This is a genomic window from Alloprevotella tannerae ATCC 51259 (assembly GCF_000159995.1).
GTDB classification, from domain to species: domain Bacteria; phylum Bacteroidota; class Bacteroidia; order Bacteroidales; family Bacteroidaceae; genus Alloprevotella; species Alloprevotella tannerae.
Map to the genome: position 1 here is coordinate 438,244 of NZ_GG700643.1, position 22,361 is coordinate 460,604.

The following is a 22,361-nucleotide window of genomic DNA, read 5'->3' on the forward strand; positions in this document are numbered from 1 at the left end:
ATCAACAAAAAAAGGAAAACGCGTATGAATTTACCAACAGTGAAAATGCTGCAAGCCAGCAAGTGCCTTATCGGATTGGCGGTCATGATGCTGCAATCCTGCAATGTGGCCGACAACCGCCGTGATATGTTGTGCGGGAACTGGGAGAGCGTGGAGGGGAAACCGGACATGCTTATCTACAAGGAAGGAGAAGCCTACAAGGTGACGGTGTTCCGCCGCAGCGGTCTGCGCCGCAAGCTGAAACCGGAAACCTATCTCTTGCAGGAGGAGAACGGCAACCTGTTCATGAACACCGGCTTCCGCATCGACGTGTCCTACAACGAGGCCACGGACGTGCTGACCTTCTCGCCGGGCGGCGACTATGTGCGGGTGAAACCGCAGCCGGGACACCCGACAGAAGAATAACAACCGCTAAAATCCAAAGTAACATGAGAACAAGAATAACAATGATTATCTGCCTGTGCCTGCTTTTCGCAGGCAGGGCAAGCGCACAGTGGGTCGTAAGCGATCCGGGCAATCTGGCGCAGGGTATCATCAATGCCTCCAAAAACATCATCCATACCTCCAAGACTGCCACGAACATGGTGAGCAACTTTCAGGAAACGGTGAAAATCTATCAGCAGGGCAAAAAGTATTACGATGCCCTCAAATCGGTGAATAATCTCGTCAAGGACGCCCGCAAGGTGCAGCAGACTATCCTGATGGTAGGCGACATCACCGACATTTATGTAAACAGTTTCCAAAGGATGCTCCGTGATGGAAATTTCAGACCAGAAGAGCTGTCGGCAATCGCTTTCGGTTACACGAAACTGCTGGAAGAGAGCAACGAAGTGTTGACGGAACTGAAGAATGTGGTGAACATCACCACGCTCTCCATGACCGACAAGGAGCGCATGGACGTGGTGGAACGCTGCTACTCCAAAATGAAGCGTTACCGCAACCTTGTGAGCTATTACACCAACAAGAACATCTCCGTGAGTTATCTGCGTGCGAAGAAAAAGAACGACCTCGACCGCATCATGGGGCTGTACGGGAACATGAACGAAAGATACTGGTAAGCCTATGGAGTTCGATAACCTTCATCAGATTTTACGCTCACTTTATGAGCAGATGATGCCGCTATGTGGGGACATGGCGGGTGTGGCGAAAGGCATCGCCGGGCTGGGTGCGCTGTTCTACGTCGCCTACCGGGTATGGCAGTCGCTGGCGAGAGCCGAACCGATAGACGTATTCCCGATGCTCCGTCCTTTTGCCATCGGTTTGTGCATCATGTTCTTCCCGACTGTGGTGCTGGGCACGATAAACAGCATCCTCTCACCCGTCGTACAGGGCACGGCAAAGATGCTGGAGGCGGAAACGCTGGACATGAACCGATACCGGGAGCAGAAGGACAAGCTGGAATACGAGGCGATGGTACGCAACCCCGAAACTGCCTACCTCGTGTCCAACGAGGAATTTGACAAGCAACTGGAGGAACTCGGCTGGTCGCCCTCCGACATGGTGACGATGGCGGGAATGTATATCGACCGGGGAATGTACAACATGAAGAAGAGCATCCGCGACTTCTTCCGCGAGATACTCGAACTGCTGTTCCAAGCCGCCGCCCTCGTGATAGACACCGTCCGCACCTTCTTTCTCGTGGTGCTGGCGATTCTCGGTCCGATAGCCTTCGCCCTGTCGGTATGGGACGGTTTCCAAAACACGCTCACGCAGTGGATATGCCGCTATATACAGGTCTATCTGTGGCTACCGGTATCGGACATGTTCAGCACCATACTGGCGAAGATACAGGTTCTGATGCTGCAAAACGACATCGAGCGGATGCAGGCAGACCCGAACTTCTCGCTGGATTCGAGCGACGGGGTGTATATCGTATTCCTCTGCATCGGCATCATCGGCTACTTTACCATTCCCACCGTTGCCGGCTGGATTATCCAAGCCGGAGGCATGGGCGGTTACGGTCGCAACGTGAACCAGATGGCGGGACGAGCCGGAAGCATGGCGGGCAGCGTGGCGGGTGCAGCCGCAGGAAACGCAGTCGGACGTGTCGGCAAATTGCTGAAATAATCAATGTGCAATCATAAATTGGAAAATATAAATGGAATTCAAATCACTTAGAAACATCGAATCGTCGTTCAGGCAGATACGCCTGTTCGGTATCGTCTTCCTCTCGCTGTGCGCCGTGGTGACGGTGTGGAGCGTGTGGAACTCCTACCGTTTCGCAGAGAAGCAACGGGAGAAAATCTATGTGCTGGACAACGGCAAGTCGCTGATGCTGGCTCTCTCTCAGGATTTATCGCAGAACCGCCCGGCGGAAGCACGGGAGCATGTGCGCCGCTTCCACGAGCTTTTCTTCACGCTGTCACCTGAAAAAAGCGCGATTGAACACAACGTAAAACGTGCCTTGCTGCTGGCAGACAAGAGCGTGTACCACTATTATTCGGACTTCGCCGAGAAGGGGTACTACAACCGCATTATCGCCGGAAACATCAACCAAGTGTTGAAGGTGGACAGCGTGGTGTGTGACTTCAACGCCTATCCCTACCGAGCCGTGACCTACTCCACGCAGAAAATCATCCGGCAAAGCAATGTCACCGAGCGCAGTCTCGTGACCACCTGCCGCCTGCTGAACGCATCACGGTCGGACGACAACCCCAATGGCTTCACCATCGAGGGCTTCACCATCATCGAGAACAAGGATTTACAGACAATCAAACGGTAACGGATTATGAAACGGAAAGTAAAAAGTATCAGAAAAACAATGTGGGGCGCATACTGGAAGCTCCACGACAAACGGAAACGGCTGGTGGCAAGGCTCAAAGGGTATCTGGACAGTTTGCCGCCGGAAACACGCCGCCGCATCGTGCTGGGGATGCTCGCCGCCTTCGCGGTGCTTGCCCTCTATACCTTCGGCAGAGCCGTCTATGACATCGGCAGAAACGACGGCTCACGCATGGAAACGGGACACGCCGGACGGGTGGAACTGCCGACCCCGGTGGAAACAGACAATCACTTAACACCTTATTCATATGGAACAGACGAAGAATGAACCGACGAAAGAGAACAAAGCCGCTCCCGACACGGGAAAGCCGAAAAAGGAGCGCGAACCGCTGACCGAGGCGCAGCGGCTGAAACGGCAGAAGATGATAGTCCTGCCCGCTATGGTGCTGGTCTTCATCGGGGCGATGTGGCTGATATTCGCCCCGTCCTCCGGCAAGGAGCAACAGCCGGGAACAGACGGATACAACACCGAGATGCCCGACGCGGACAAGGCGAACCGGCAGATTATCGGTGACAAGTTGAAAGCCTACGAGCATGGGGAGATGGAGGAGCGTCTGGAGAGCCGCAACCGTGCCATCGGGCAGCTGGGCGACATGTTCGACCGCGAGATAGCTGGAATGGAGGACGGGACGGACTTCGACCTCGCCAATCCGGGCGGCAAGGAGGAAAAGGCACAGCCCGCCACGCCGCAAACCATCCAATCCTCCGCAGCCGCCTACCGTGACCTGAACGCCACGCTCGGCAACTTCTACGAACAGCCGAAGAACGACAATGCGGAAATGGATGTGCTGTTGGAGCGCATCACCTCGCTGGAGTCGGAACTGGAAAGCGAGAAGGGCAAGGCTTCCGCCATGGACGACCAAGTGGCTCTTATGGAGAAATCCTACGAGCTGGCGGCAAAGTACATGGGCGGTCAGAACGGAGGAAAGCCGGAACAGGCGGCAGAGCCAACTACCGTGCAGAAGGGAAAGAAGAACACGGCGACACCTGTAAGGCAGGTGACACGCCAAGTTGTTTCCTCCCTTGCACAACCCATGAGCAATGCGGAGTTTGTCGCCGCCTTATCGCAGGAACGCAACCGGGGTTTCAACACGGCTGTCGGCACGGCGGAGGTATCGGACAGGAACACCATCCCGGCGTGCGTGCATGGGGCGCAGAGTGTGACGGACGGGCAGACGGTAAGGCTCCGTCTGCTGGAGCCTATGGCGGTGGCAGGCAGGACAATCCCACGGGGTGCGGTGGTGGTCGGCACGGGCAAGATACAGGGTGAACGACTCGACATCGAGATCACCTCGCTGGAATACGACGGCACGATTATCCCCGTGGAGCTTGCGGTCTATGACACGGACGGACAGCCCGGCATCTTCATCCCGAACTCGATGGAGATGAACGCCGTCCGAGAGGTCGCCGCCAACATGGGAGGTTCGTTGGGTAGCAGCATCAATATCTCCACCAATGCCGGGGCGCAACTCGCCTCCGACTTGGGCAAGGGGCTGATACAAGGAACGAGCCAGTACATCGCCAAGAAGATGCGCACCGTCAAGGTGCATCTGAAAGCCGAGTACAAGGTCATGCTTTACCAAGAAAAAGATTGAAATCAATAAAAAAATTACCACTAAAATCCAAAAGTAATGAGAAAAGTAATCATCATGTTTGCCCTCGCTATGGGCATCGCGACTGCCAACGCGCAGGAGAATGTAACCGTTGAAACGACCAACGGAAGTGAACAACCGACCTTGACGAAGGAGGTCTATCCGCAGAAGGAGGCGGACGGCGACCTGTATCACGGTCTGTCGCGCAAGCTGGCCTTCGACCGCATGATAGCGCCGCACGGTCTGGAAGTGACCTACGACAAGACCGTCCACGTCATCTTTCCGGCGGAGGTGCGCTACGTCGATTTAGGCTCGCCCGACCTGATTGCCGGGAAAGCCGACGGAGCGGAGAACGTCATCCGTGTGAAGGCTACGGTACGGAATTTCCCCAACGAAACCAACATGTCCGTCATCACGGAGGACGGCAGTTTCTACACCTTCAACGTGAAGTACGCCGCCGAACCGCTGCTGCTCAACGTGGAGATGTGCGACTTCATCCATGACGGCAGTACGGTGAACCGCCCGAACAACGCGCAGGAAATCTACCTGAAAGAGCTGGGTAGCGAAAGCCCGATGCTGGTGCGACTTATCATGAAGTCCATCCACAAACAGAACAAGCGCGAGGTGAAGCATATCGGCTGCAAGCGTTTCGGCATCCAATACCTGTTGAAAGGCATCTACACGCACAACGGCTTGCTTTATTTCCACACGGAGATAAAGAACCAGAGCAACGTGCCTTTCGATGTGGACTACATCACTTGGAAAATCGTGGACAAGAAGGTGGCAAAGCGTACCGCCGTGCAGGAGCAGATTATCCTGCCGCTCCGTGCGCAGAACTACGCCACCCTCGTGCCGGGCAAAAAGAGTGAGCGCACGGTCTTCACGATGGCGAAGTTCACCATCCCCGATGACAAGTGCCTCGTGGTGGAGCTGAACGAGAAGAACGGCGGCCGTCACCAGTCCTTCGTGATTGAGAACGAGGATTTGGTACGCGCGGGTACCATCAACGAACTTCAAGTACGCTGACTATGAGAAAGTACATCGCAATAATCATCGCGTCGCTTGCCCTTTTTACAGGGCAGGCGCACGCCCAGCGGTGTCTGCCGAAGATGCAGGGCATCGAGGTGAGGGCGGACATGGCGGACGGCTTCAATCCCGGCGGCAAGGACGGCGGGTACAGTTTCGGGGCGGCTCTCTCCACTTACACGAAGAAGGGGAACAAGTGGGTGTTCGGTGGCGAATACCTCCTGAAGAACAACCCCTACAAAGACACCAAGATACCCGTGGCGCAGTTCACGGCGGAGGGTGGCTATTACTTCAAGATACTGTCGGATGCACGAAAAATCGTGTTCGCCTATGCCGGGGCTTCGGCTCTTGCCGGATATGAATCGGTGAACTGGGGGAAGAAGGTGCTGCATGACGGTTCCACGCTGCACGACCGGGATGCCTTCATCTACGGCGGTGCGCTGACGCTCGATGTGGAGTGTTACGTGGCAGACCGTATCGCCCTGCTTGCCAATCTACGGGAGCGTTGCCTGTGGGGTGGCGACACGCGGAAGTTCCACACGCAGTTCGGGGTCGGCGTAAAGTTCATCATCAACTGACAAGGGCATGGAACGGACGGAGATAGACGCTATAAGACAGATACCGCTTGCGGATTTTCTCGCACGGTTGGGGCATGAGCCTGCCAGAAGGAGCGGTAACGAGCTGTGGTATATCGCCCCGTATAGGGGCGAGCGCACACCCTCTTTCCGTGTGAACGTGGCGAAACAGCTCTGGTATGACTTCGGCTTGGGCAAAGGCGGCGACATCTTCACGCTTGCCGGGGAGTTTCTGCAAAGCGGCGACTTTAGGACGCAGGCGAAGTTCATAGCGGAAACCGCCAATATGACGGTTGCCGAATGGGAAAAGCCCGTCTATTTCCCCAAGCCGATTGAACCCGTCTTTGAGGATGTGGAGGTCGCTCCGCTGTTTCGCTCACCGCTGACGGAGTATTTGGCGGAACGGTGCATACCTTACGCTGTCGCATCCCGCCACTGCTGCCGTCTGAACTACGGTGTGCGTGGGAAACGGTATTTTGCCGTCGGTTTCCCAAACTTGGTAGGTGGCTTTGAAATCCGGAGCCGCTATTTCAAGGGGTGCATACCGCCCAAAGATGTGTCTTTGGTGAAAGCAACGGACATCCCGGCTGGCGAGTGCTTCGTGTTCGAGGGCTTCATGGACTTCCTTTCTGCGGTGACGCTTGGCGTAACCGGTAACGCTGACTGCCTTGTGCTGAACTCCGTCGCCAACGTGGAGAAGGTGGCGGGATTGCTGGACGGCTACGGGCGCATCGGCTGTTTCCTCGACCGTGACGAAGCCGGACGGCGGACGCTTGACGCACTCACCAAGCGATATGGGGAGCGTGTCACCGACCGTTCCTCCCTCTATGACGGTTGCAAGGACTTGAACGAGTACCTGCAACTGACAACGAAAAATAAAAAAACAACCATCTAAAAATCGAAAAATAATGAACATACTGAACAACAGAAACAAGAGAACAAACATCTTCAAGGCGGTGGCGTTATGCCTGATAGCCGCCGTGTCATTCACCTTCGTGTCGTGCGACGACGACATGGACATTCAACAGTCCTATCCCTTCACGGTGGAGGTCATGCCCGTGCCGAACAAGGTGACGAAGGGGCAGACGGTGGAAATCCGCTGTGAACTGAAAAAGGAGGGCGACTTCGCTAACACGCTTTACACCATCCGCTATTTCCAGTTTGAGGGGGAAGGAAAGTTGAAAATGGATAACGGCATCACCTTCCTGCCCAACGACCGCTACCTGCTGGAGAACGGGAAGTTCCGTCTGTACTATACGGCGGAGGGTGACGAGGCGCATAACTTCATCGTGGTGGTGGAGGACAACTTCGGCAACTCCTTCGAGCTGGAATTTGACTTCAACAACCGGAATGTAAAGGATGACGGCTTGACCATCGTTCCCATCAGCAACTTCAGACCCTTGTTGAAATGATGCGTGTATTCATGACAATGCTCTGTTCGCTTCTGGCGGTCTGTTCCGTGTCAGCACGGATCAGCCGCCAAGAGGGAACGGACGGGCAGATGGCAATCTACCGGCTGCCACTTTTCGAGCGGGCGGTGCGCTGCACGAAGTATTTTGAGGGCTGGCATTTGGAAAAGCACTACCCATACGTGGGTTGGGGGCACAAAATTTTGCCGGGCGAAAGGTATTCTGCACGCACCATGACGAAGCGGCAGGCGGACGTGCTTCTGCGGAAAGACTTGCGGAAGTTCTGCATGATGTTCCGGCAGTTCGGAAAGGACAGTCTTTTACTTGCCACGCTTGCCTACAATGTCGGACCATACCGGCTTTGGGGGAGCGGAAAGATACCCAAAAGCTCGCTGATCCGAAAGCTGGAGGCGGGCGACAGGAATATCTACCGGGAGTATATCGCCTTCTGCAACTACAAGGGAAAACGCCACGCCATGCTGCTCAAACGGAGAAAGGCGGAGTTTGCGCTGCTGTATATCCCGTGACTGTAAACGAAAATCCGATGAAGCCGCCAACTTCATCGGATTTTCCGCTTTTCATACATTCGGGATTGTACCCGTATCTATCACGTCACCATCCCTGCAAAATTCGATGCTGCCGGGTGTAAATCCCATGCTCCCGATTGCTATGTGACGGATATAGTCCGCATACTCCCTACCTTGAAAATTCTTTCCCGTAAGGTTTTTGAAAATCATCTTTATGCTTATGCCGTCGTTGCCGTGCAAGATGATTTTTCCGTCCTGCCTGATTGTTTCCATAATAAAAACTTGTTTTTGTGAATAATATCGCAGATTGGCACAGAGGTTTCTTTGCTACTTTCTTTATCCGCCATCATGCTCACCGAAAGAAAGTAGGGCGGCTCTCGCCGCCACTCAAAAGCGTGTGTAAAGTCCCGTCACCATCGTGAACATTTCTTCCAGCATATCAAAATAGATGCCCTCGTGTACGGCAATGTCCTTTTCCTTGCACTCGAACGTCTTTTTGCTGAATGTCCTGCGGTAGAACCGCATATTGTAGAGGTCTACCCCCGCATCATAGATGATGTCAAGGCGGTTGGCACTTGTCTTGTTCCTTGTAAGGCTCATCCGTAAGCCGTTGCCCATATCTATGAAGTCACGGCTTCCCGTCATGACGGTGAAGCGTCTTCCGCCTATCTGTTGTAATATCGTCTTGGCTATCATATCCTTTGTTTTTAGGGTTTTAAGTGTTGGCGGTGTCCGCACCGCCAATTTATTCAAAATTCTCGCATCTCGGCAATGGGTGTCTGTCGTTGCAGCCACTCTTTCACACAGTCCATATTATACTCGCTCGTGATGACTGCCGTATGGCTGTCGGTGGCGGTGAAACGTGTGCTTTCGTAATCATCTATCCACCCTTTGAGGGTGTCCGTTCCCCACGCTTGGGCATCGTCAAAGATACCGTCCAATGTCGTGATAGGTTCGCTGAATTTGACTATCAGCGTTTGATAGGTCGTGTTCATCGGTTGCCCTCCTTTCCCTGCTTTGCGTTCAGCCACTTGTCCCTTGCGGTTCGGCACTCGTCCAAAGTGGGTTTGACACAAGCGAACAGTTCTCCGTCCGTGTGGCGATAGTCGTACTGCACAAGTGTCCGCTTGCGTCTGCCGATACCCGATTGGAAACGCTCATATTTCTCCGTACCTGCTTCCGTACAGGTGCTTACTCCGTTGATGGTCATTCGTGTTGCCATAATGTTGCTTTTTAGATGATTAAAAATGTACTGACAGAACTCTGTTCTTCATCACCATTTCGGGGTTGCTCGTGTAGCGTTGATGCAGGTAGAAATGGTGTGAGCCGAAGCCGTAAAGGAAAAACTTGTCAAGTTCGTGCTTTTCGGCAAATTCCTTCACACTCCTTCTCAATCCATCCTCACTCGTTGTGAGAGTGAGGAGATTTACAAATTCAATGAACAAGGCAGGGATTTTATCATCCCACACACAAATCATACTTTCAATTCTTACTTCCATATTATCGTTGTCTTAGGGTTGATGCTATGCCGCTTTCATCCGTTCGCGGATAAGGTTGGCGTTCTTGTTCACAAGGGCGATGATGCGGTCGTGGTGTTCGGTGTCTTGGTTGTACTTGCCGTGGCACTGCACCACCTTGAGTGTCCGCAAATCCACCTCTACGGTTTCAATTATCTCACCGCCAATCCTTGCCGAGAGTATGAGGGTGTCGGCTTTCTTGTAATATTCACTGCCAAACACGCAGATGTTCTGTGCCTTGCCCTCGCTGTAATACTCGTCTATACTTTCAAGCACCTTGATGATTATTTCCTCGTCAGTGATTACCAATCCGAAGAATTTGGATTTGTTGGCGATAAAATCCTCCGCATCTTTTTCCCTTTGCAGTTGCCGCTGTTGCTCACGCTCACGCCTTTCAATCTCCCAGCGGCGGCGTTGCTCGGCTCGTTCCTTCTCGTGTATGGCTTCAATCTTTCGGGTTGCGTTGTCGTGTGCCGCCATGAAATCTTCGGGGCAGATGTTCTTCGGGTTGCGGAGGTCTTGACCGAGTTTGTTGAGCATACGCAGATAGTCGCACCACATGGAAAAGTTGTCTATCCGATACTTGTGACGCTTGGCAATCAGATATGATGCCCAGCATTCATCGGCAGTACGGGCATTGAAAAGAAAGTGTTTCATGACCTCAATCTCACCGCCTTTCATAAGGGTTTCAATTCTTGGGTCTGAAAGCAAGGCTTTGAAAAGACGCACGGGGGAAATGCTGTGGAAATCGCCCTTGAAGCCGTTGCGTCTGAGTTGGGGTAATACCCTCATCTTAGGATACGCACAGCTTCTTGCCACAACATCATCGTATAGGCTGTTGTGCGGTCTTATCTCCATCGCGCTGCACAATGCCCATACATCGCAGTAATAAAATGTGAAGCCACGGAGCAACGCCATGTCCGTAACCTTACCGTCGGGTGAAATCCAACGCTGTACAACCTCGTGGCAGTAGAATTGCATCGGCTCGCCTTTCCTACTCTCGCATCTGACCTGCGCCACACGGATTACCTGATAGCCTTTGCAGGTGGTTATCACGCTGAAATACTGCGTTTCCTTGTAGATACGTTTGCGTGTGTCCTGCACTTTGAGTTTGGCATGGCATTGGGGGCAGGTGCAACCTTCAAGGGTGTCGCATAGTCCACTGTCACTGTGCCACTCGTGACCGCAGTCGGAGCAGGTGATGTTCCCTTTCTTGGTGCGGTAGCCGATATGTTCAATGCAGTGGCGGTATGCCCATTTAATTTGTGTCGTTGATATGGGGCGGAGGTTGGCTGAAAGTCTTGCCACCTCTTTCTGTATCTTGGTCTTCGGTTTCATAAGCCTAAATCAAATAATGAGGGTTGGGGTTGGGTTACTTGTCTCGCTGACGGTCTGTTGCGGTTCTGCAACTTGCGGAGTTCCTCCTCTTGGTATCTGCGGACTGCATTCTGACGTGCCTCCGCCTTTTCCTCTTCCGTGAGTTCCACAACATGATTCACCACCACTTGGCAGTTCATAGGTTTGCCCACCTCTATCTCGTTTTCCTCATAGTAGTGGATGGCTTGCCCGAATATCTCTCCGTCCGTGAAGCCGCTGCAACCGCTTTTCTGCACATAGTTCAGAATGTGGGTCACGCACTCGTCTATGTTCTTGGCAGGGTTGCGGTACTTCTTCGCAAAAAGCACATCTTCCTCCGCACGCTGTTCCAAGTACATCTGTATCGTTCTCTTGAAATGGTCTGTTCCTTTCATGTCGCTGTCGTTTTTAGATTGTCTGTTTCAGTATCTCTCTCCAATAGGTCGGCTCTACCTCGCTGAGAAGGAAATCCATGAAATCCCTCCGTGCGTCCTTGTTCAGTTCGTGGTACAATCTTCGGAATGTGCTGAAATTGCCGTTGATGTACGTTTCCACCATATACTCGAAAATGTTGTCCACCTCGTAGTACCTGCACTGCTGCGCTACCGTCTTGCTGTTTCTCTTTGCCATGTCGGTAAGGGTTAAAGGGTGAATAACCAAAGGATGAAGCCGAAGAAGGCAATGGTGGAAAGGATAGCCACGATTACACCTATCGCCACTCGGAACACTCCGTTTACAATCTCTCTGATGATGCCCCAAAGGATGCCGAACACCCCGAAGGCGGTGCGCATCATCAAGCCGCATATCGCCAACCCGATGTATTGCGCCACTTGTCTGAAATTTGCCGTTGCTGTCATATCTTCGCTGTTTTTGATTTTTTTTGTTTTTTATGCGGATTCAAGAGCTGAGGGAGTTGAGTTTCAAACTATCGTATCTGCCTCTCGTTTATCCGACATTTTTTTTATGCGTCTTTCTGTCGCATCGGTCGTTTTCGTTTCGGGTGCTTGAAAAGGTAGGGATTAGGGAATGCAAGGTTTTTCGGTCAAAATACTACCCGCAGGGCTGGAGATTTTTACCGAAAACAGGAGGCTTGACCTTGCTTTCCCGTCCAATCCCGGAATTACCTTTGCGCCCAGAACGGAAATGACTGACTGATGCGGCTCACTGAAAGGCGCAAAAATGGAGGTAAACGAAAACAGAGGCAGATTGGGTAGAAAAAACTTCAGGAGAAAATCCGTAAAAAGAGGAAACCGTCTGAAAGAAAAAAAACTTCACCGGAAGCGTGAAAAGGGCACCCCCCCGACAAAGGAAGTATGCTTGTTTCCAATCCGACGGAACTTGTTCAGCCGGGTGGCAACAAGCATTCTTCCCGGTTTGTCCGGCTGTGTGCGGCCGACTGTTTCATTCATGGGGCAGGCTGACGCACTCTGCATTCACTTTCCGCTTCCGGCAAAAGGAACAACGAAAAAAGAAAAATCATCTGAAACCCCGTAAAAGCACCTCTTGGCATAGGCGCAAAAAGAAAGAGGCACAGCATCATCAGTCTAAACATCGTTTAGGCGTGAGGCTGTGCCTTTTTCTACGGCTATGCGGTAGTCGGCACACGTTTGCTCAAACCCGTTTTGGGCAATGGTGTTCCGACGGACAAAACCGCTTTTACGGAAAAATCTTATGACAATAGTTCGTTAATTTTATAAAAGTTACACCGCGGCGCGAACGCCGTAGAATAAAAGTTCTTTGAAATCAGTGTTATTTAATCGCATGTTCGGAGATTTTCCGGACATTGCAATAAATCGATCCACCATTGCAGCGTTGTGCAGCAGTGTTTTGGTTGAACCGACCGAGAGGGCCATCCCTTGCTGACGGGCAAATGCCCTGGCGAGGTTGACGGAAGTGAGCGAGGCGTTGAAGGCAAACGACAGAGCTTCTTTGTTTCTCGCCTGACAGTGTGTGAGCCCGGTGAACTGCTTGGCATCGCGGAAGACGAACTCCAGCTGGAAACGTGTCCGGTAGATGTCGAAGATGTCGCGGGCTGACATTGCGGTGTCGGTTGAGAAGAAGACCTTTCGGGTCTGACGCTTCTTTTCTGCATCCTCGTAGTCAACCAAGACGACTCGAACTTCACATCCAAGGCTCACAGCCCATACGACAGCCGTGTACATCTTGTATACGAGTTTGCCTTCGGCAGTATAGTCCTCCGAGAAGACGTTCATGTCAAGATTGTTGACATCAACCTTACCTGCAAACTTCTGAGGACGGCCACGTTTGCCAGTCTTTGGACCTGAGTACAGGTACTTGAGGTTGACATCATCACGGAAGCGACTTATGAGATTGAAGCCCAGAGACTTCACTCCTGACACAAAGCTCTCTTTCGAGAAGTATGCGTCTGCAACTATGAGCTTGCATATAGACAGCAACTGTTTGCAGTTGCGGTTGAGCATCCTCAGATACCATCCGGTGAGGGAGTCGGGATCTTTCATCCCCTTGGTGCAGTCAGGTTTTCGTCCTCGCTTCTTGTCTGTGAAGGTCTGTTCTGCCTTGAGGAAGACCGAGTCCTTGGCATCGGCGTCAACGATGGATATGCCAAGTATCTCGAGACCCTTCTTCATAGCAGCTGCACAACCGGACCAGAACCAGTCGATGCCTGGAGTCTTCTTGCCGGACTTGGAGATATAGCAAGGATCGATGGCTATTGCAATGCGATGTCCCTTTGTCGATTCCAGGAACGACCGGTTGAACGACAGCCAGTCGAAAGACTTCCTGAAGTTCTGACGGAACCTGCTTTCGCACGAACGACCGCACCTCGCCATCTGGGTGAAGTTGAGTCGTCCTGTATGTGTGAGTATAAGTTCCATGGTCTCGATGAAGAAAGATTGAAAAGATTTGCTTAAATTTGCCTGGCCGGAGAGGGCTTTCGAAATCATCTCTCTGAGCTGGATAAGGGGCTTGATTTTCATGTCTTGTAACCTAAAGTGTGGTAACTCTAAGTTACTGAAAATCAAGCACTTATCCAAATTTTTCAAGCGTTATTTTCATCTTTTTTAACACTTTTTTCGGCTTTGTTCTATGCCGTCTGCGAGATGCTGTAAAGCGACCCGAAAACGGGCTATTGTATGCGTAAGTAATTGAAATTTATATAATTGTTAAATTTTTAACGAATCATTGTTATGAATGAGGGGATAAAAAAATCCGGGAGTTTATATCAAAATCTCGGATTAAATAGCTACTTTTGCATACGAAGAGTTCTTTGAAGGTTACGCAACGCGCAGAAGGATAATGCAGTAGATAACTAACTAAATCGTAACCTATTACTATCAAGAGCGATTAACCTACGCTCATTTCCAATAAATTACACTCTTTTCGTAACTTCCTGGCACCAAACTATGGTTTGCCGGAGTCAAACTATCGTTTGCTGGTACCAAACAATGGTTTGTTGTAGCCAAACAATCAACGCTTCGGTTTGAATGTGAGCTGATCAGGAGAGAACAAAGAAAACAAGAGCCTTTGCGATTTATACATAGGGGTGGGGCACACAGTAAGATCACTTTATGATGTTTACAATAACCATTGCGCCCACAGGTCTAATTTTTAGCTCATTGGAGAATGATTGTGCACTTTTATTCTGATTTAGAAAACTTCGTTTGTTTGTCGCTAAAATTATCTATAAAGAAAAGGAAAAGTCTTTTTTAGGATAAACTGTTCAATATGCTGAAAGGAATTTAGCGTAATGAGGGGCTTAAAACAAAAAATATTTGTATTTTTGCGATGACAAAGAACTATGACTATATGGAAGTAAACGGACGATTTGACCATTTTAATTTTAATGTAACAGACTTAGAGCGCTCTTTACAATTCTATAAAGATGCATTAGGTTTAAAGCCAGTTGGAGAGATAAACGGTCCGGATGGTACATTTAAGATAGTATATTTAGGTGACGGTTTATCAACTTTTAGGTTAGAGTTGACTTGGTTACGTGATCATCCCGAAGCATATAATCTTGGTGAATGCGAATTTCATTTGTGCTGTCGTGTGCCCGGAGATTATGAGGCTACACGTGCATTCCACAAAGAACGCGGGTATGTCTGTTTTGAAAACGAAGAGATGGGCTTGTATTTTATCAAAGATCCGGATGGTTACTGGATAGAAATACTACCCTCGGAACAATAAAATCATTTAATTAAACATAGTTGTTATGGAGAACCAAAGCGTATTAATTCGTGAGTGTGAAGAGAAAGCAAAAGTATGGACGACTTCACCGCTTTACGATGAGAAGACACAGGCATCTGTACGTAAAATGCTAGAGAATCCGGATAAATCCGAATTGATAGATGCTTTTTATAGAACATTAGAGTTTGGTACTTCCGGCCTACGCGGCATTATGGGGCCGGGTACGAACCGTATGAACATTTACACGGTTGGAGCTGCAACGCAAGGTATGGCTAATTATCTATTGCAGCACTTTAAAGACAGAAATGAAATATCTGTGGCTATCGGTCACGACTGCCGTAATAACAGTCGCTTGTTTGCCGAGACTGCTGCCCAAATTTTCTCTGCCAATGGCATAAAAGCATATCTCTTTGATGCAATGCGTCCGACGCCTGAGATTTCTTTTGCTATCCGCCATTTAGGATGTCAGGCCGGCGTTATTCTGACGGCCAGTCATAACCCTAAAGAGTATAATGGTTATAAAGCTTATTGGGATGATGGTGCACAAGTGTTGCCACCGCACGATATTGGCATTATAGAAGAAGTGGGAAAAGTAGGCGTTGAGGATATCAAGTTCAAAGGCAATAACGATTTGATTCAAATTATTGGCGAGGAGATTGACCGAGAGTTCTTGCAGAAGATTCACACATTGTCCATTGATCCTGAAGTTATCAAACGTCAGAAAGATCTTTCAATCGTTTACACGCCTATTCACGGAACCGGAAAGATTCTTATTCCGGAGTCGTTGAAGCTATGGGGATTTGAGAACGTGCATACTGTGCCGGAGCAAATGGTTGAGTCGGGCGACTTCCCAACAGTCGTAAGTCCGAATCCGGAAAATGGTGAAGCGCTTGAGATGGCGATTAATTTAGCTAAGAAGATCGACGGAGATATTGTAATGGCCTCTGATCCCGATGCAGACCGTGTCGGTATGGCTTGCAAAGACGATAAAGGCGAGTGGGTATTAATTAATGGTAACCAAACCTGTATGCTTTTCTTATACTATATTATCAAGAATCGCATTGCACAAGGTTTGATGAAGGGCAATGAGTTTATTGTAAAGACGATTGTTACGACAGAGTTAATTGCAGAAATAGCAAAGAAGAACAACATCAAACTATTCGACGTCTATACTGGCTTTAAATGGATCGCTCGTATGGTTCATTTGGAGGAAGATCAAGGAAGCTTGAAGTATATTGGTGGTGGCGAAGAGAGCTATGGCTTTATGGCTGAAGACTTTGTTCGCGATAAAGATGCTGTTTCAGCTTGCTCTTTGTTAGCTGAGATCTGTGCTTGGGCGAAAGATCAAGGTAAGACGTTGTACGATGTTTTAATGGACATCTATTTAGAGTATGGCTTCTCATACAATAAAGCAGTTAATATTGTTAAGCCTGGTAAGTCTGGAGCAGAAGAAATTAAGGCAATGATGGAAAACTTCCGCACCAACAGACCAAAAGAGTTGGGTGGTAGCAAAGTCATTTTGACAAAAGACTTCCAATTGTTGAAGGCCTACGATGGAGATGGCAACGAGACAGCGATCTCTATGCTGCAGTCAAGTAATGTTCTTCAATGGTATACAGAAGATGGCACGAAAGTTAGCGTTCGCCCTTCAGGTACTGAACCCAAGATTAAGTTCTATGTAGAAGTGCGGGGTGAGATCGGATGTGCTAATTGCTATAAAGGAGCTTGCGCCGATGCTGGTGAAAAGGTCGAGATGATTATGCGTGAACTAGAGAAAAACTAAGTCAGTTCGACCTATATATTATATATGCCGCCTGCCTTACTTTTTATGGTAGGCGGCATGTCTTTAATGTTTCACGCTTAACCTGATTATGATCAATGGAGAAAGAGGCTTATTGGTTTATATTTTGTAGCGACACTATTTTGTTGACAGAGGAGAAGCGCTTACCTATAGCTAAGACTTGTCCGCTTCATTTAGAGGTATGGCAAACTGTTATAACTCTACCAGAATTAAATGGAAGGCCTTGCTTCTCCGTTCAAATCTCTACACCTATTACACAAGCCTCCTTCACAATGATGCCTTTGCGGCAAAGCTATTATCATCTTCCTTTTGAAGAGTACCTAATGGCAGGCAAGGCACGAGAATTACAGTATTGGGATACTACGACTAAGTTTTGTGGCGTATGTGGATCCCCAATGAAATTCCACACCACAATCTCAAAACGCTGCATTAATTGTGGAAAAGAGATTTGGCCCTCTTTAGCTACGGCCATTATCGTTGCGATTACGCGAGGCGAAGAGATTCTTTTGATTCAGAGCCGAAATTTTACAGCCAATTATATGGGGTTAGTGGCTGGTTTTGTTGAGACTGGAGAATCTTTAGAAGAGTGCGTACACCGCGAAGTGTTGGAAGAGACAGGATTAAAGATTAAGAATCTCTCTTATTTTGCCAGTCAACCTTGGCCTTATCCCTCAGGTCTGATGGTCGGCTTCAAAGCGGAATATGATAGTGGAGAACTTTGTTTGCAGCGATCCGAACTTAGAAAGGGCGGATGGTATAGATACGACGCTTTACCTGAAATTCCTGGGCCAATGAGTTTGGCGCGCATACTAATAGATGATTGGTTACGTTCTTTTTCTATACACCTTTAACACTTGAGATCTTATGGAGCAACAAGGAAGATTTACTGCAGAAGAAAGAAGGGCCTTTCTCATATTGTATCGTAAGGCTCTTCGTGCTGCTCACTACGATTTGCCATTTACCCTTCGCCGAAGAATGCAAACGTTCATTGAGCGAGAATTGGCTGAAGGATTTTCTCTGCACGATGATTTAGGGCTAAATCGTCTCAATACCGCTTTAGCTACGATTCTTGAGACGGTCAACGAAATCGGACTACACGGTGATAGTTTACTTTCTTGCTTGCTCCACGCCGTAGTGATTACTCCTGAACAATTACAGCGCGCCCAACGACTGTTTGGAGAAAGTCTCTGCCGCCCGCTTTCCTCTTACATGAGTGCTGAACGCTTACTTTCTACAAAAGTTGCGGCGATGGAAAGCGATGATTTCCGTAATCTTTTCGTTTCTCAATGCGGAGATATGCGCGTTATCTTGTTGCTTATTGTTGATTGCGTTATCAGGATGCGACAGATCAAAGATACGCCATTTAAGGAAGCACAGCAGAAGCTTTCTATCGAAGCAGCCTACATCTATGCCCCTTTGGCGCACAAATTGGGTCTGTATACGATTAAAAGTGAGCTGGAAGATTTATCCTTAAAGTATCTGGAGCACGACGCCTACTATCATATTAAAGACAAACTCAATGCTACCAAAACTGCGCGCGATGCATACGTCGAACGCTTTATTGCCCCGCTTCGAGAAAAACTAGATGCAGAAGGATTACAATATAAAATAAAGGGCCGCACTAAGAGTATTCATTCCATTTGGAAGAAGATGCAGAAGCAGCATTGCGCCTTTGAAGGCGTATATGATCTCTTTGCAATCAGAGTAATCATTGATGCGCCCATTGAAGAGGAAAAAGCACTTTGTTGGAAAGTCTTTTCGCTGATAACCTATGAATATGAGTCCAATTTAAAGCGCTTACGCGATTGGCTTACTGTACCTAAAAGCAACGGATACGAGAGTTTGCACATCACGGTACTGGGCCCAAAAGAAAAATGGGTTGAAGTGCAGATTCGCTCTCAACGTATGGATGAAACGGCAGAGCATGGACTGGCTGCCCATTGGCGTTATAAGGGCATCAAGGGTGGGGATGGGAATATCGATTCTTGGCTGGCTAATATCCGGAGTGCTTTAGAGCGTGGCGATGAGCAGTCGCTTTCGGAGAATCTCGGAAGTAAGTTGGAGAAGAGTGCAGTTTACGTCTTTAGTCCTAAGGGAGATTTATATAAACTTCCCGTTGGCGCAAGCGTATTAGACTTTGCCTATCATATTCACACCGGTTTAGGCAATCGTTGTGTAGGAGGAAAAATCAATGGAAAGAATGTTTCGTTTCGCCAACGCTTGGAAAGTGGGCAGAAAGTAGAGATAATTACCTCATCATCTCAGACGCCAAAATTAGAGTGGCTGGATTACGTCGTCTCTCCACGCTCTAAAGCCAAGATTAGAGCTGCACTCAACGATCGTATTTCCGCAGATGGTAATATTGCCAAAGAAACTTTTGAGCGAAAATTTCGTAATAGAAAGATAGAATGGGTCGAAAGTATCTGGAATCATTTGATTATCAAGTTAGGCTATAAAGAAACCAACGAATTTTATAAGGCTGTGGCCGATGAAACGCTGGATACTAACGAGATCATTGACCAATATATAGCCATCTACAATAGAGAAAATACCCACAGCGAACTTCCTGCGGTTCGAAGTGCAGAGGAGTTTAATCAAGTTGAATCCCCTCTTCAAGATTTTAATTCGACCGATGACGTTTTAATGATAGGGCAGGATCTTAAAGGGCTTGATTTTGAAATGGCTAAATGCTGTAGCCCCGTTTATGGAGACCAAGTTTTTGGTTTCGTGACCGTTAATGGCGGTATCAAAATCCATAGAACGTCCTGCCCCAACGCAGCAGAAATGAAGGCGCGCTATCCTTATCGTATCGTGCAAGCGCGATGGGCCGGAAAGGGCACAAGTAGGTATCCGATTACTTTAAGAGTGATAGGCAATGACGATTTAGGCGTAGTCAATAATCTGACTTCCATCATTAGTAAAGAGGAAGCTGTAGGTCTACGATCTATTAAGATAGAGGCTAAGGACGGGCTTTTTGTCGGCATCTTGACGCTATTGGTCAACGATAATAGAGTGCTGAATACCCTAATCAAAAAATTGAAGATTGTAAAGGGCGTTAAGGCTATATCTCGTACTTGAATTGCTTTCCTTACCTGCTTGTTTCTGTGCGCTCGGTACCGGTTAGTGCATTGAAAGGTTGAGGATGGCAAGAGGGCTACTGAATATTGAACGGAAAAAGACTGATATGCGGTCTCTTAGTATACAAAGAAAATTATGGCAGACGGAAATTATAATAGAAATATCTTACCTTATCACAACTATCAAAGCGGCTATCGCGCCGGCCGAGCAGCTATGCGCCGTTTAGCATTAGAAGCTTTTGATAAATGGCTTCAAGAAAATGAAGAGGCCTTTACGGCTGATAAAGCAGATGAAGCACGTGCTGCTTTCCAACTGTTGATAAGGGATTAACCAATAGGCTGGGGTAGCCTTTGATTCAGCTCTGAAGGAGCAGCGTGAAACGAATGGAAAGAAAGCATCAATAATCCTCCGGATGATTTCTTTTAACGGAAATAAAACCTTTTTATTGGGATTTTATTGTACTTTTGTCGAAGTCAATAGGCTTATTCTACACAAAACATAAATAGCTAAACAAATGATGGAACGTACACTTGTCCTACTCAAGCCTTGCACTTTACAGCGAGGATTGGTCGGAGAAATAATCAGTATTTTTGAAAAGAAAGGTTTGCACCTTTGTGGTATGAAAATGATGCAGTTGGATGATGCCATCTTGAACGAACATTATGCACACTTGGCGCAACGTCCATTTTTTCAGCGCGTGAAAAGCTCTATGGAGGCCGCACCTATTATCGCAATGTGCTTAGAAGGCGTTGAGGCGGTTACAGCTGTGCACGCTTTAGCCGGGCCTACGAATGGGCGCAATGCACCGGCAGGCACCATTCGTGGTAATTATTGCATGAGTTGCCAAGAAAACATTGTACATACCAGTGACTCTCACGAAACGGCAACAATAGAAATCAAGCGTTTTTTCCGGCCTGAGGAGTTGTATGATTGGCATCCGGCTACGTTCGACTATCTATATGCCAACGATGAATATTAAATCAGGCGATAGGGAAGGGGATTATATTCTCTTTCTCTGATTTTCTCCTCGATTAGTGCCTAAGATTGGGAGTATCGCTCCCAATCTTTTTGTTTTCTGAATTTATTTTTATTGCTCGGAATTTGATTTTCGGCTGATCAGCTTTGACAGGGTGAATATACCATCGTGATGGCACAAATGTCCCTCCGAGACCTTTGCAAAATAAGGAGGTGTAGTAAAGAGGAGTTCTTGGCATAAAAGGAGCGAGTGAAAGGGGTGGCAGTAAGGAGTGAAAGTAGTTGTAAATCCCCCTTTGAGGAGCTGCTTGCACGAGCTCCTCAAGGGTGGTTATGCCTTATCCTACAAATGAGGACATAATTATCCCCGGGGTTCTGTATAAATTAAAGGCGATGCTTTCAAGAATGTTTTGAGTATGGGTCTTGGCAAGTCCCCGGTATCGACATCGTCCGCCATGAAACCACCGGCGAATACTGCCAAAGGTGCGTTCGATGGTGCTCCGTATCGGACTGATTGCTTTGTTTCGTTGCTTCTCTTCCTCGGTCAATGCCCTGTTGCGTTGTGCCTTGTGCATAATGCCGTCTTGAAGGTGATGGGTTTGCAGGTAGGAACGATTTTCCCCGCAAGCATATCCTTTGTCCGCCAAGACGGCTGTGCCTTGAGGTATGTTTGCACCCTGCAATAGCGGAATAAACTCCTTCGTGTCACTGCGGTTCGCTGCAGTCGTTATCACCTTTTGAACAATGCCTTGAACATTGGTCAGACAATGCTTTTTGTATCCGTAGTGATAACGCTTTTGTTTGTAAACCCAACGGGCTTCTTCATCCGTCCCTTTACGTTGACGGACAACCTGTTTTTGATAATCCTCCTCTGCCTCTTTTTCCTCCTCGCTCCGATTGTCTTCTCTGTCGTCTGCAACTTCAATCGTAATGCTTCCGTTGGGTTTATGTGGCGTCTCCACAAGGCTTGCATCGACAAGCACCCCTTCCCTTACCGAAATATGATGGCGCGAAAGTTGTTTGTTAAACTGCGCCAACAGTTTGTCCATGAGACCCAACTCTGTCAGTGCCGAACGAAATCGACTGATGGTGCTGTGGTCGGGAGATACCTCTTCCATCTTCAGCCCCAGGAATCGGGAAAAGGTGATCGAATCATTGATGCGCTCCTCCAAAGCACAATCACTGAGGTTGTACCATGTCTCCAAAAGCAACATCTTGAATAAGAGAATCACGTCATAAGCCGGTGCGCCGATGGCATTTTGTCGCTTCGTGTATTTCTTGTTGATCAGCGTCCTGATCGGACGCCAATCGATAAGCGTGTCAACCTGATTGAGGAAGTCGTTTTGTGCTTTGCGATAACGCTTTGAAAGGAGTGCGTCTGCAAATGTTACATGCTCATCGGTATTCTTGGATTGGTATGCCATGGGAGGAGTATTATGCTGTTTTTAATGCTCAAATATACGAAATAACTTCCTATTATACAATGAATTAACAAACAAAATACACACCAATCGCTGTGCAAAGGTCTCCCTCCGTGGAAGTACAAACGTTTCATCG

The 22,361-nt window shown here is 48.6% G+C and carries 29 protein-coding genes and 1 pseudogene; 18 read left to right on the forward strand and 12 right to left on the reverse strand.

The annotated features are described in order from the left end of the window. The first annotated feature begins 24 nt into the window (after positions 1-24). Genes GCWU000325_RS07830 through GCWU000325_RS07880 form a run of 11 tightly spaced genes read left to right on the forward strand, consistent with a single transcriptional unit; the run spans position 25 to position 7,910 of the window. Complete coding sequence (locus GCWU000325_RS07830; RefSeq protein ID WP_006255830.1) at positions 25-405, forward strand: DUF3876 domain-containing protein; 381 nt, start codon at positions 25-27, stop codon at positions 403-405. Positions 406-428: 23 nt separating this feature from the next. Then, positions 429-1,058 carry a DUF4141 domain-containing protein gene (locus tag GCWU000325_RS07835; RefSeq protein ID WP_002560978.1) on the forward strand — a complete coding sequence of 210 codons (630 nt, stop codon included), beginning with the start codon at positions 429-431 and terminating at the stop codon, positions 1,056-1,058. Between the two features lie 4 nt (positions 1,059-1,062). Beyond that, positions 1,063-2,067 carry a conjugative transposon protein TraJ gene (gene traJ, locus GCWU000325_RS07840; protein WP_005796925.1) on the forward strand — a complete coding sequence of 335 codons (1,005 nt, stop codon included), beginning with the start codon at positions 1,063-1,065 and terminating at the stop codon, positions 2,065-2,067. Positions 2,068-2,098: 31 nt separating this feature from the next. Next, positions 2,099-2,722 (forward strand): conjugative transposon protein TraK, encoded by a 624-nt coding sequence (traK, locus tag GCWU000325_RS07845; RefSeq protein ID WP_005796923.1) that lies wholly within the window; start codon positions 2,099-2,101, stop codon positions 2,720-2,722. A 39-nt stretch (positions 2,723-2,761) separates the two neighbouring features. Next, a complete protein-coding gene (locus GCWU000325_RS07850) occupies positions 2,762-3,049 on the forward strand; it encodes a TraL conjugative transposon family protein (RefSeq protein WP_040599732.1) in 288 nt (95 codons plus the stop codon). Continuing rightward, positions 3,030-4,376 (forward strand): conjugative transposon protein TraM, encoded by a 1,347-nt coding sequence (traM, locus tag GCWU000325_RS07855; RefSeq protein WP_006255834.1) that lies wholly within the window; start codon positions 3,030-3,032, stop codon positions 4,374-4,376. Before GCWU000325_RS07850 ends, traM begins: the two co-directional genes overlap by 20 nt. A gap of 36 nt (positions 4,377-4,412) precedes the next feature. Continuing rightward, positions 4,413-5,399, forward strand: a complete 987-nt coding sequence (traN, locus tag GCWU000325_RS07860) for a conjugative transposon protein TraN (RefSeq protein ID WP_006255835.1) — start codon at positions 4,413-4,415, stop codon at positions 5,397-5,399. A 2-nt stretch (positions 5,400-5,401) separates the two neighbouring features. Continuing rightward, positions 5,402-5,977 (forward strand): conjugal transfer protein TraO, encoded by a 576-nt coding sequence (locus tag GCWU000325_RS07865; RefSeq protein WP_006255836.1) that lies wholly within the window; start codon positions 5,402-5,404, stop codon positions 5,975-5,977. 7 nt (positions 5,978-5,984) lie between these two features. Beyond that, positions 5,985-6,869, forward strand: coding sequence for a toprim domain-containing protein (locus tag GCWU000325_RS07870; protein WP_006255837.1), 885 nt, complete (start codon positions 5,985-5,987; stop codon positions 6,867-6,869). Between the two features lie 13 nt (positions 6,870-6,882). Then, positions 6,883-7,386 carry a DUF3872 domain-containing protein gene (locus tag GCWU000325_RS07875; protein ID WP_006255838.1) on the forward strand — a complete coding sequence of 168 codons (504 nt, stop codon included), beginning with the start codon at positions 6,883-6,885 and terminating at the stop codon, positions 7,384-7,386. Further along, positions 7,383-7,910: a glycoside hydrolase family protein gene (locus GCWU000325_RS07880; RefSeq protein ID WP_006255839.1), complete on the forward strand. Its 528-nt coding sequence runs from the start codon at positions 7,383-7,385 to the stop codon at positions 7,908-7,910. The genes GCWU000325_RS07875 and GCWU000325_RS07880 overlap by 4 nt, the downstream gene beginning before the upstream one ends. Positions 7,911-7,961: 51 nt before the next feature. On the opposite strand, the gene GCWU000325_RS07885 is transcribed toward GCWU000325_RS07880, so the two are convergent. From GCWU000325_RS07885 to GCWU000325_RS11590, 9 genes are all read right to left on the reverse strand, one after another. Continuing rightward, positions 7,962-8,183 (reverse strand): DUF7688 family protein, encoded by a 222-nt coding sequence (locus GCWU000325_RS07885; protein ID WP_004371739.1) that lies wholly within the window; start codon positions 8,181-8,183, stop codon positions 7,962-7,964. A 114-nt stretch (positions 8,184-8,297) separates the two neighbouring features. Beyond that, positions 8,298-8,606, reverse strand: a complete 309-nt coding sequence (locus GCWU000325_RS07890; protein ID WP_040599733.1) for a hypothetical protein — start codon at positions 8,604-8,606, stop codon at positions 8,298-8,300. Positions 8,607-8,659: 53 nt separating this feature from the next. Then, positions 8,660-8,905 carry a DUF6956 domain-containing protein gene (locus tag GCWU000325_RS07895; RefSeq protein ID WP_006255843.1) on the reverse strand — a complete coding sequence of 82 codons (246 nt, stop codon included), beginning with the start codon at positions 8,903-8,905 and terminating at the stop codon, positions 8,660-8,662. Further along, positions 8,902-9,132, reverse strand: coding sequence for a DUF3873 domain-containing protein (locus GCWU000325_RS11585; protein WP_083788002.1), 231 nt, complete (start codon positions 9,130-9,132; stop codon positions 8,902-8,904). Before GCWU000325_RS11585 ends, GCWU000325_RS07895 begins: the two co-directional genes overlap by 4 nt. Before the next feature lie 19 nt (positions 9,133-9,151). Then, positions 9,152-9,409 (reverse strand): hypothetical protein, encoded by a 258-nt coding sequence (locus tag GCWU000325_RS07900; protein ID WP_006255845.1) that lies wholly within the window; start codon positions 9,407-9,409, stop codon positions 9,152-9,154. A 24-nt stretch (positions 9,410-9,433) separates the two neighbouring features. Further along, positions 9,434-10,765: a PcfJ domain-containing protein gene (locus GCWU000325_RS07905; RefSeq protein ID WP_006255846.1), complete on the reverse strand. Its 1,332-nt coding sequence runs from the start codon at positions 10,763-10,765 to the stop codon at positions 9,434-9,436. Beyond that, positions 10,762-11,178 (reverse strand): PcfK-like family protein, encoded by a 417-nt coding sequence (locus GCWU000325_RS07910; protein ID WP_006255847.1) that lies wholly within the window; start codon positions 11,176-11,178, stop codon positions 10,762-10,764. The genes GCWU000325_RS07905 and GCWU000325_RS07910 overlap by 4 nt, the downstream gene beginning before the upstream one ends. A gap of 13 nt (positions 11,179-11,191) precedes the next feature. Then, a complete protein-coding gene (locus GCWU000325_RS07915; RefSeq protein WP_006255848.1) occupies positions 11,192-11,413 on the reverse strand; it encodes a hypothetical protein in 222 nt (73 codons plus the stop codon). Between the two features lie 11 nt (positions 11,414-11,424). After that, positions 11,425-11,640: a hypothetical protein gene (locus GCWU000325_RS11590; protein WP_005790756.1), complete on the reverse strand. Its 216-nt coding sequence runs from the start codon at positions 11,638-11,640 to the stop codon at positions 11,425-11,427. Between the two features lie 322 nt (positions 11,641-11,962). Here GCWU000325_RS11590 and GCWU000325_RS12265 point away from each other — a divergent pair, with 322 nt between their 5' ends. Next, complete coding sequence (locus tag GCWU000325_RS12265; protein WP_182423484.1) at positions 11,963-12,277, forward strand: hypothetical protein; 315 nt, start codon at positions 11,963-11,965, stop codon at positions 12,275-12,277. A 206-nt stretch (positions 12,278-12,483) separates the two neighbouring features. Here GCWU000325_RS12265 and GCWU000325_RS07930 read toward each other — a convergent pair whose 3' ends face one another. Next, positions 12,484-13,740 carry a transposase gene (locus tag GCWU000325_RS07930; RefSeq protein ID WP_006255852.1) on the reverse strand — a complete coding sequence of 419 codons (1,257 nt, stop codon included), beginning with the start codon at positions 13,738-13,740 and terminating at the stop codon, positions 12,484-12,486. Between the two features lie 829 nt (positions 13,741-14,569). Here GCWU000325_RS07930 and GCWU000325_RS07935 point away from each other — a divergent pair. From GCWU000325_RS07935 to ndk, 6 genes are all read left to right on the forward strand, one after another. Further along, positions 14,570-14,950, forward strand: a complete 381-nt coding sequence (locus GCWU000325_RS07935) for a VOC family protein (RefSeq protein WP_040599737.1) — start codon at positions 14,570-14,572, stop codon at positions 14,948-14,950. A 25-nt stretch (positions 14,951-14,975) separates the two neighbouring features. Then, on the forward strand, positions 14,976-16,733 hold the full coding sequence (locus tag GCWU000325_RS07940) for a phospho-sugar mutase (protein ID WP_006255854.1): 1,758 nt from the start codon (positions 14,976-14,978) through the stop codon (positions 16,731-16,733). Between the two features lie 95 nt (positions 16,734-16,828). Next, entirely contained in the window at positions 16,829-17,602 is a 774-nt protein-coding gene (gene nudC / locus GCWU000325_RS07945) for an NAD(+) diphosphatase (protein ID WP_006255855.1), read from the forward strand. 13 nt (positions 17,603-17,615) lie between these two features. Continuing rightward, positions 17,616-19,829 carry a RelA/SpoT family protein gene (locus GCWU000325_RS07950; RefSeq protein WP_006255856.1) on the forward strand — a complete coding sequence of 738 codons (2,214 nt, stop codon included), beginning with the start codon at positions 17,616-17,618 and terminating at the stop codon, positions 19,827-19,829. Between the two features lie 135 nt (positions 19,830-19,964). Beyond that, positions 19,965-20,159 (forward strand): hypothetical protein, encoded by a 195-nt coding sequence (locus tag GCWU000325_RS07955; protein WP_006255857.1) that lies wholly within the window; start codon positions 19,965-19,967, stop codon positions 20,157-20,159. Between the two features lie 184 nt (positions 20,160-20,343). Then, on the forward strand, positions 20,344-20,808 hold the full coding sequence (gene ndk, locus GCWU000325_RS07960; RefSeq protein ID WP_006255858.1) for a nucleoside-diphosphate kinase: 465 nt from the start codon (positions 20,344-20,346) through the stop codon (positions 20,806-20,808). 187 nt (positions 20,809-20,995) lie between these two features. Here the strand turns inward: ndk and GCWU000325_RS12415 are convergent. After that, positions 20,996-21,118 (reverse strand): annotated as a pseudogene (locus GCWU000325_RS12415) (DNA methylase); the annotation flags it as partial. A gap of 24 nt (positions 21,119-21,142) precedes the next feature. Then, positions 21,143-22,228: an IS5 family transposase gene (locus GCWU000325_RS07965; protein WP_006255860.1), complete on the reverse strand. Its 1,086-nt coding sequence runs from the start codon at positions 22,226-22,228 to the stop codon at positions 21,143-21,145. Between the last annotated feature and the right edge of the window lie 133 nt (positions 22,229-22,361).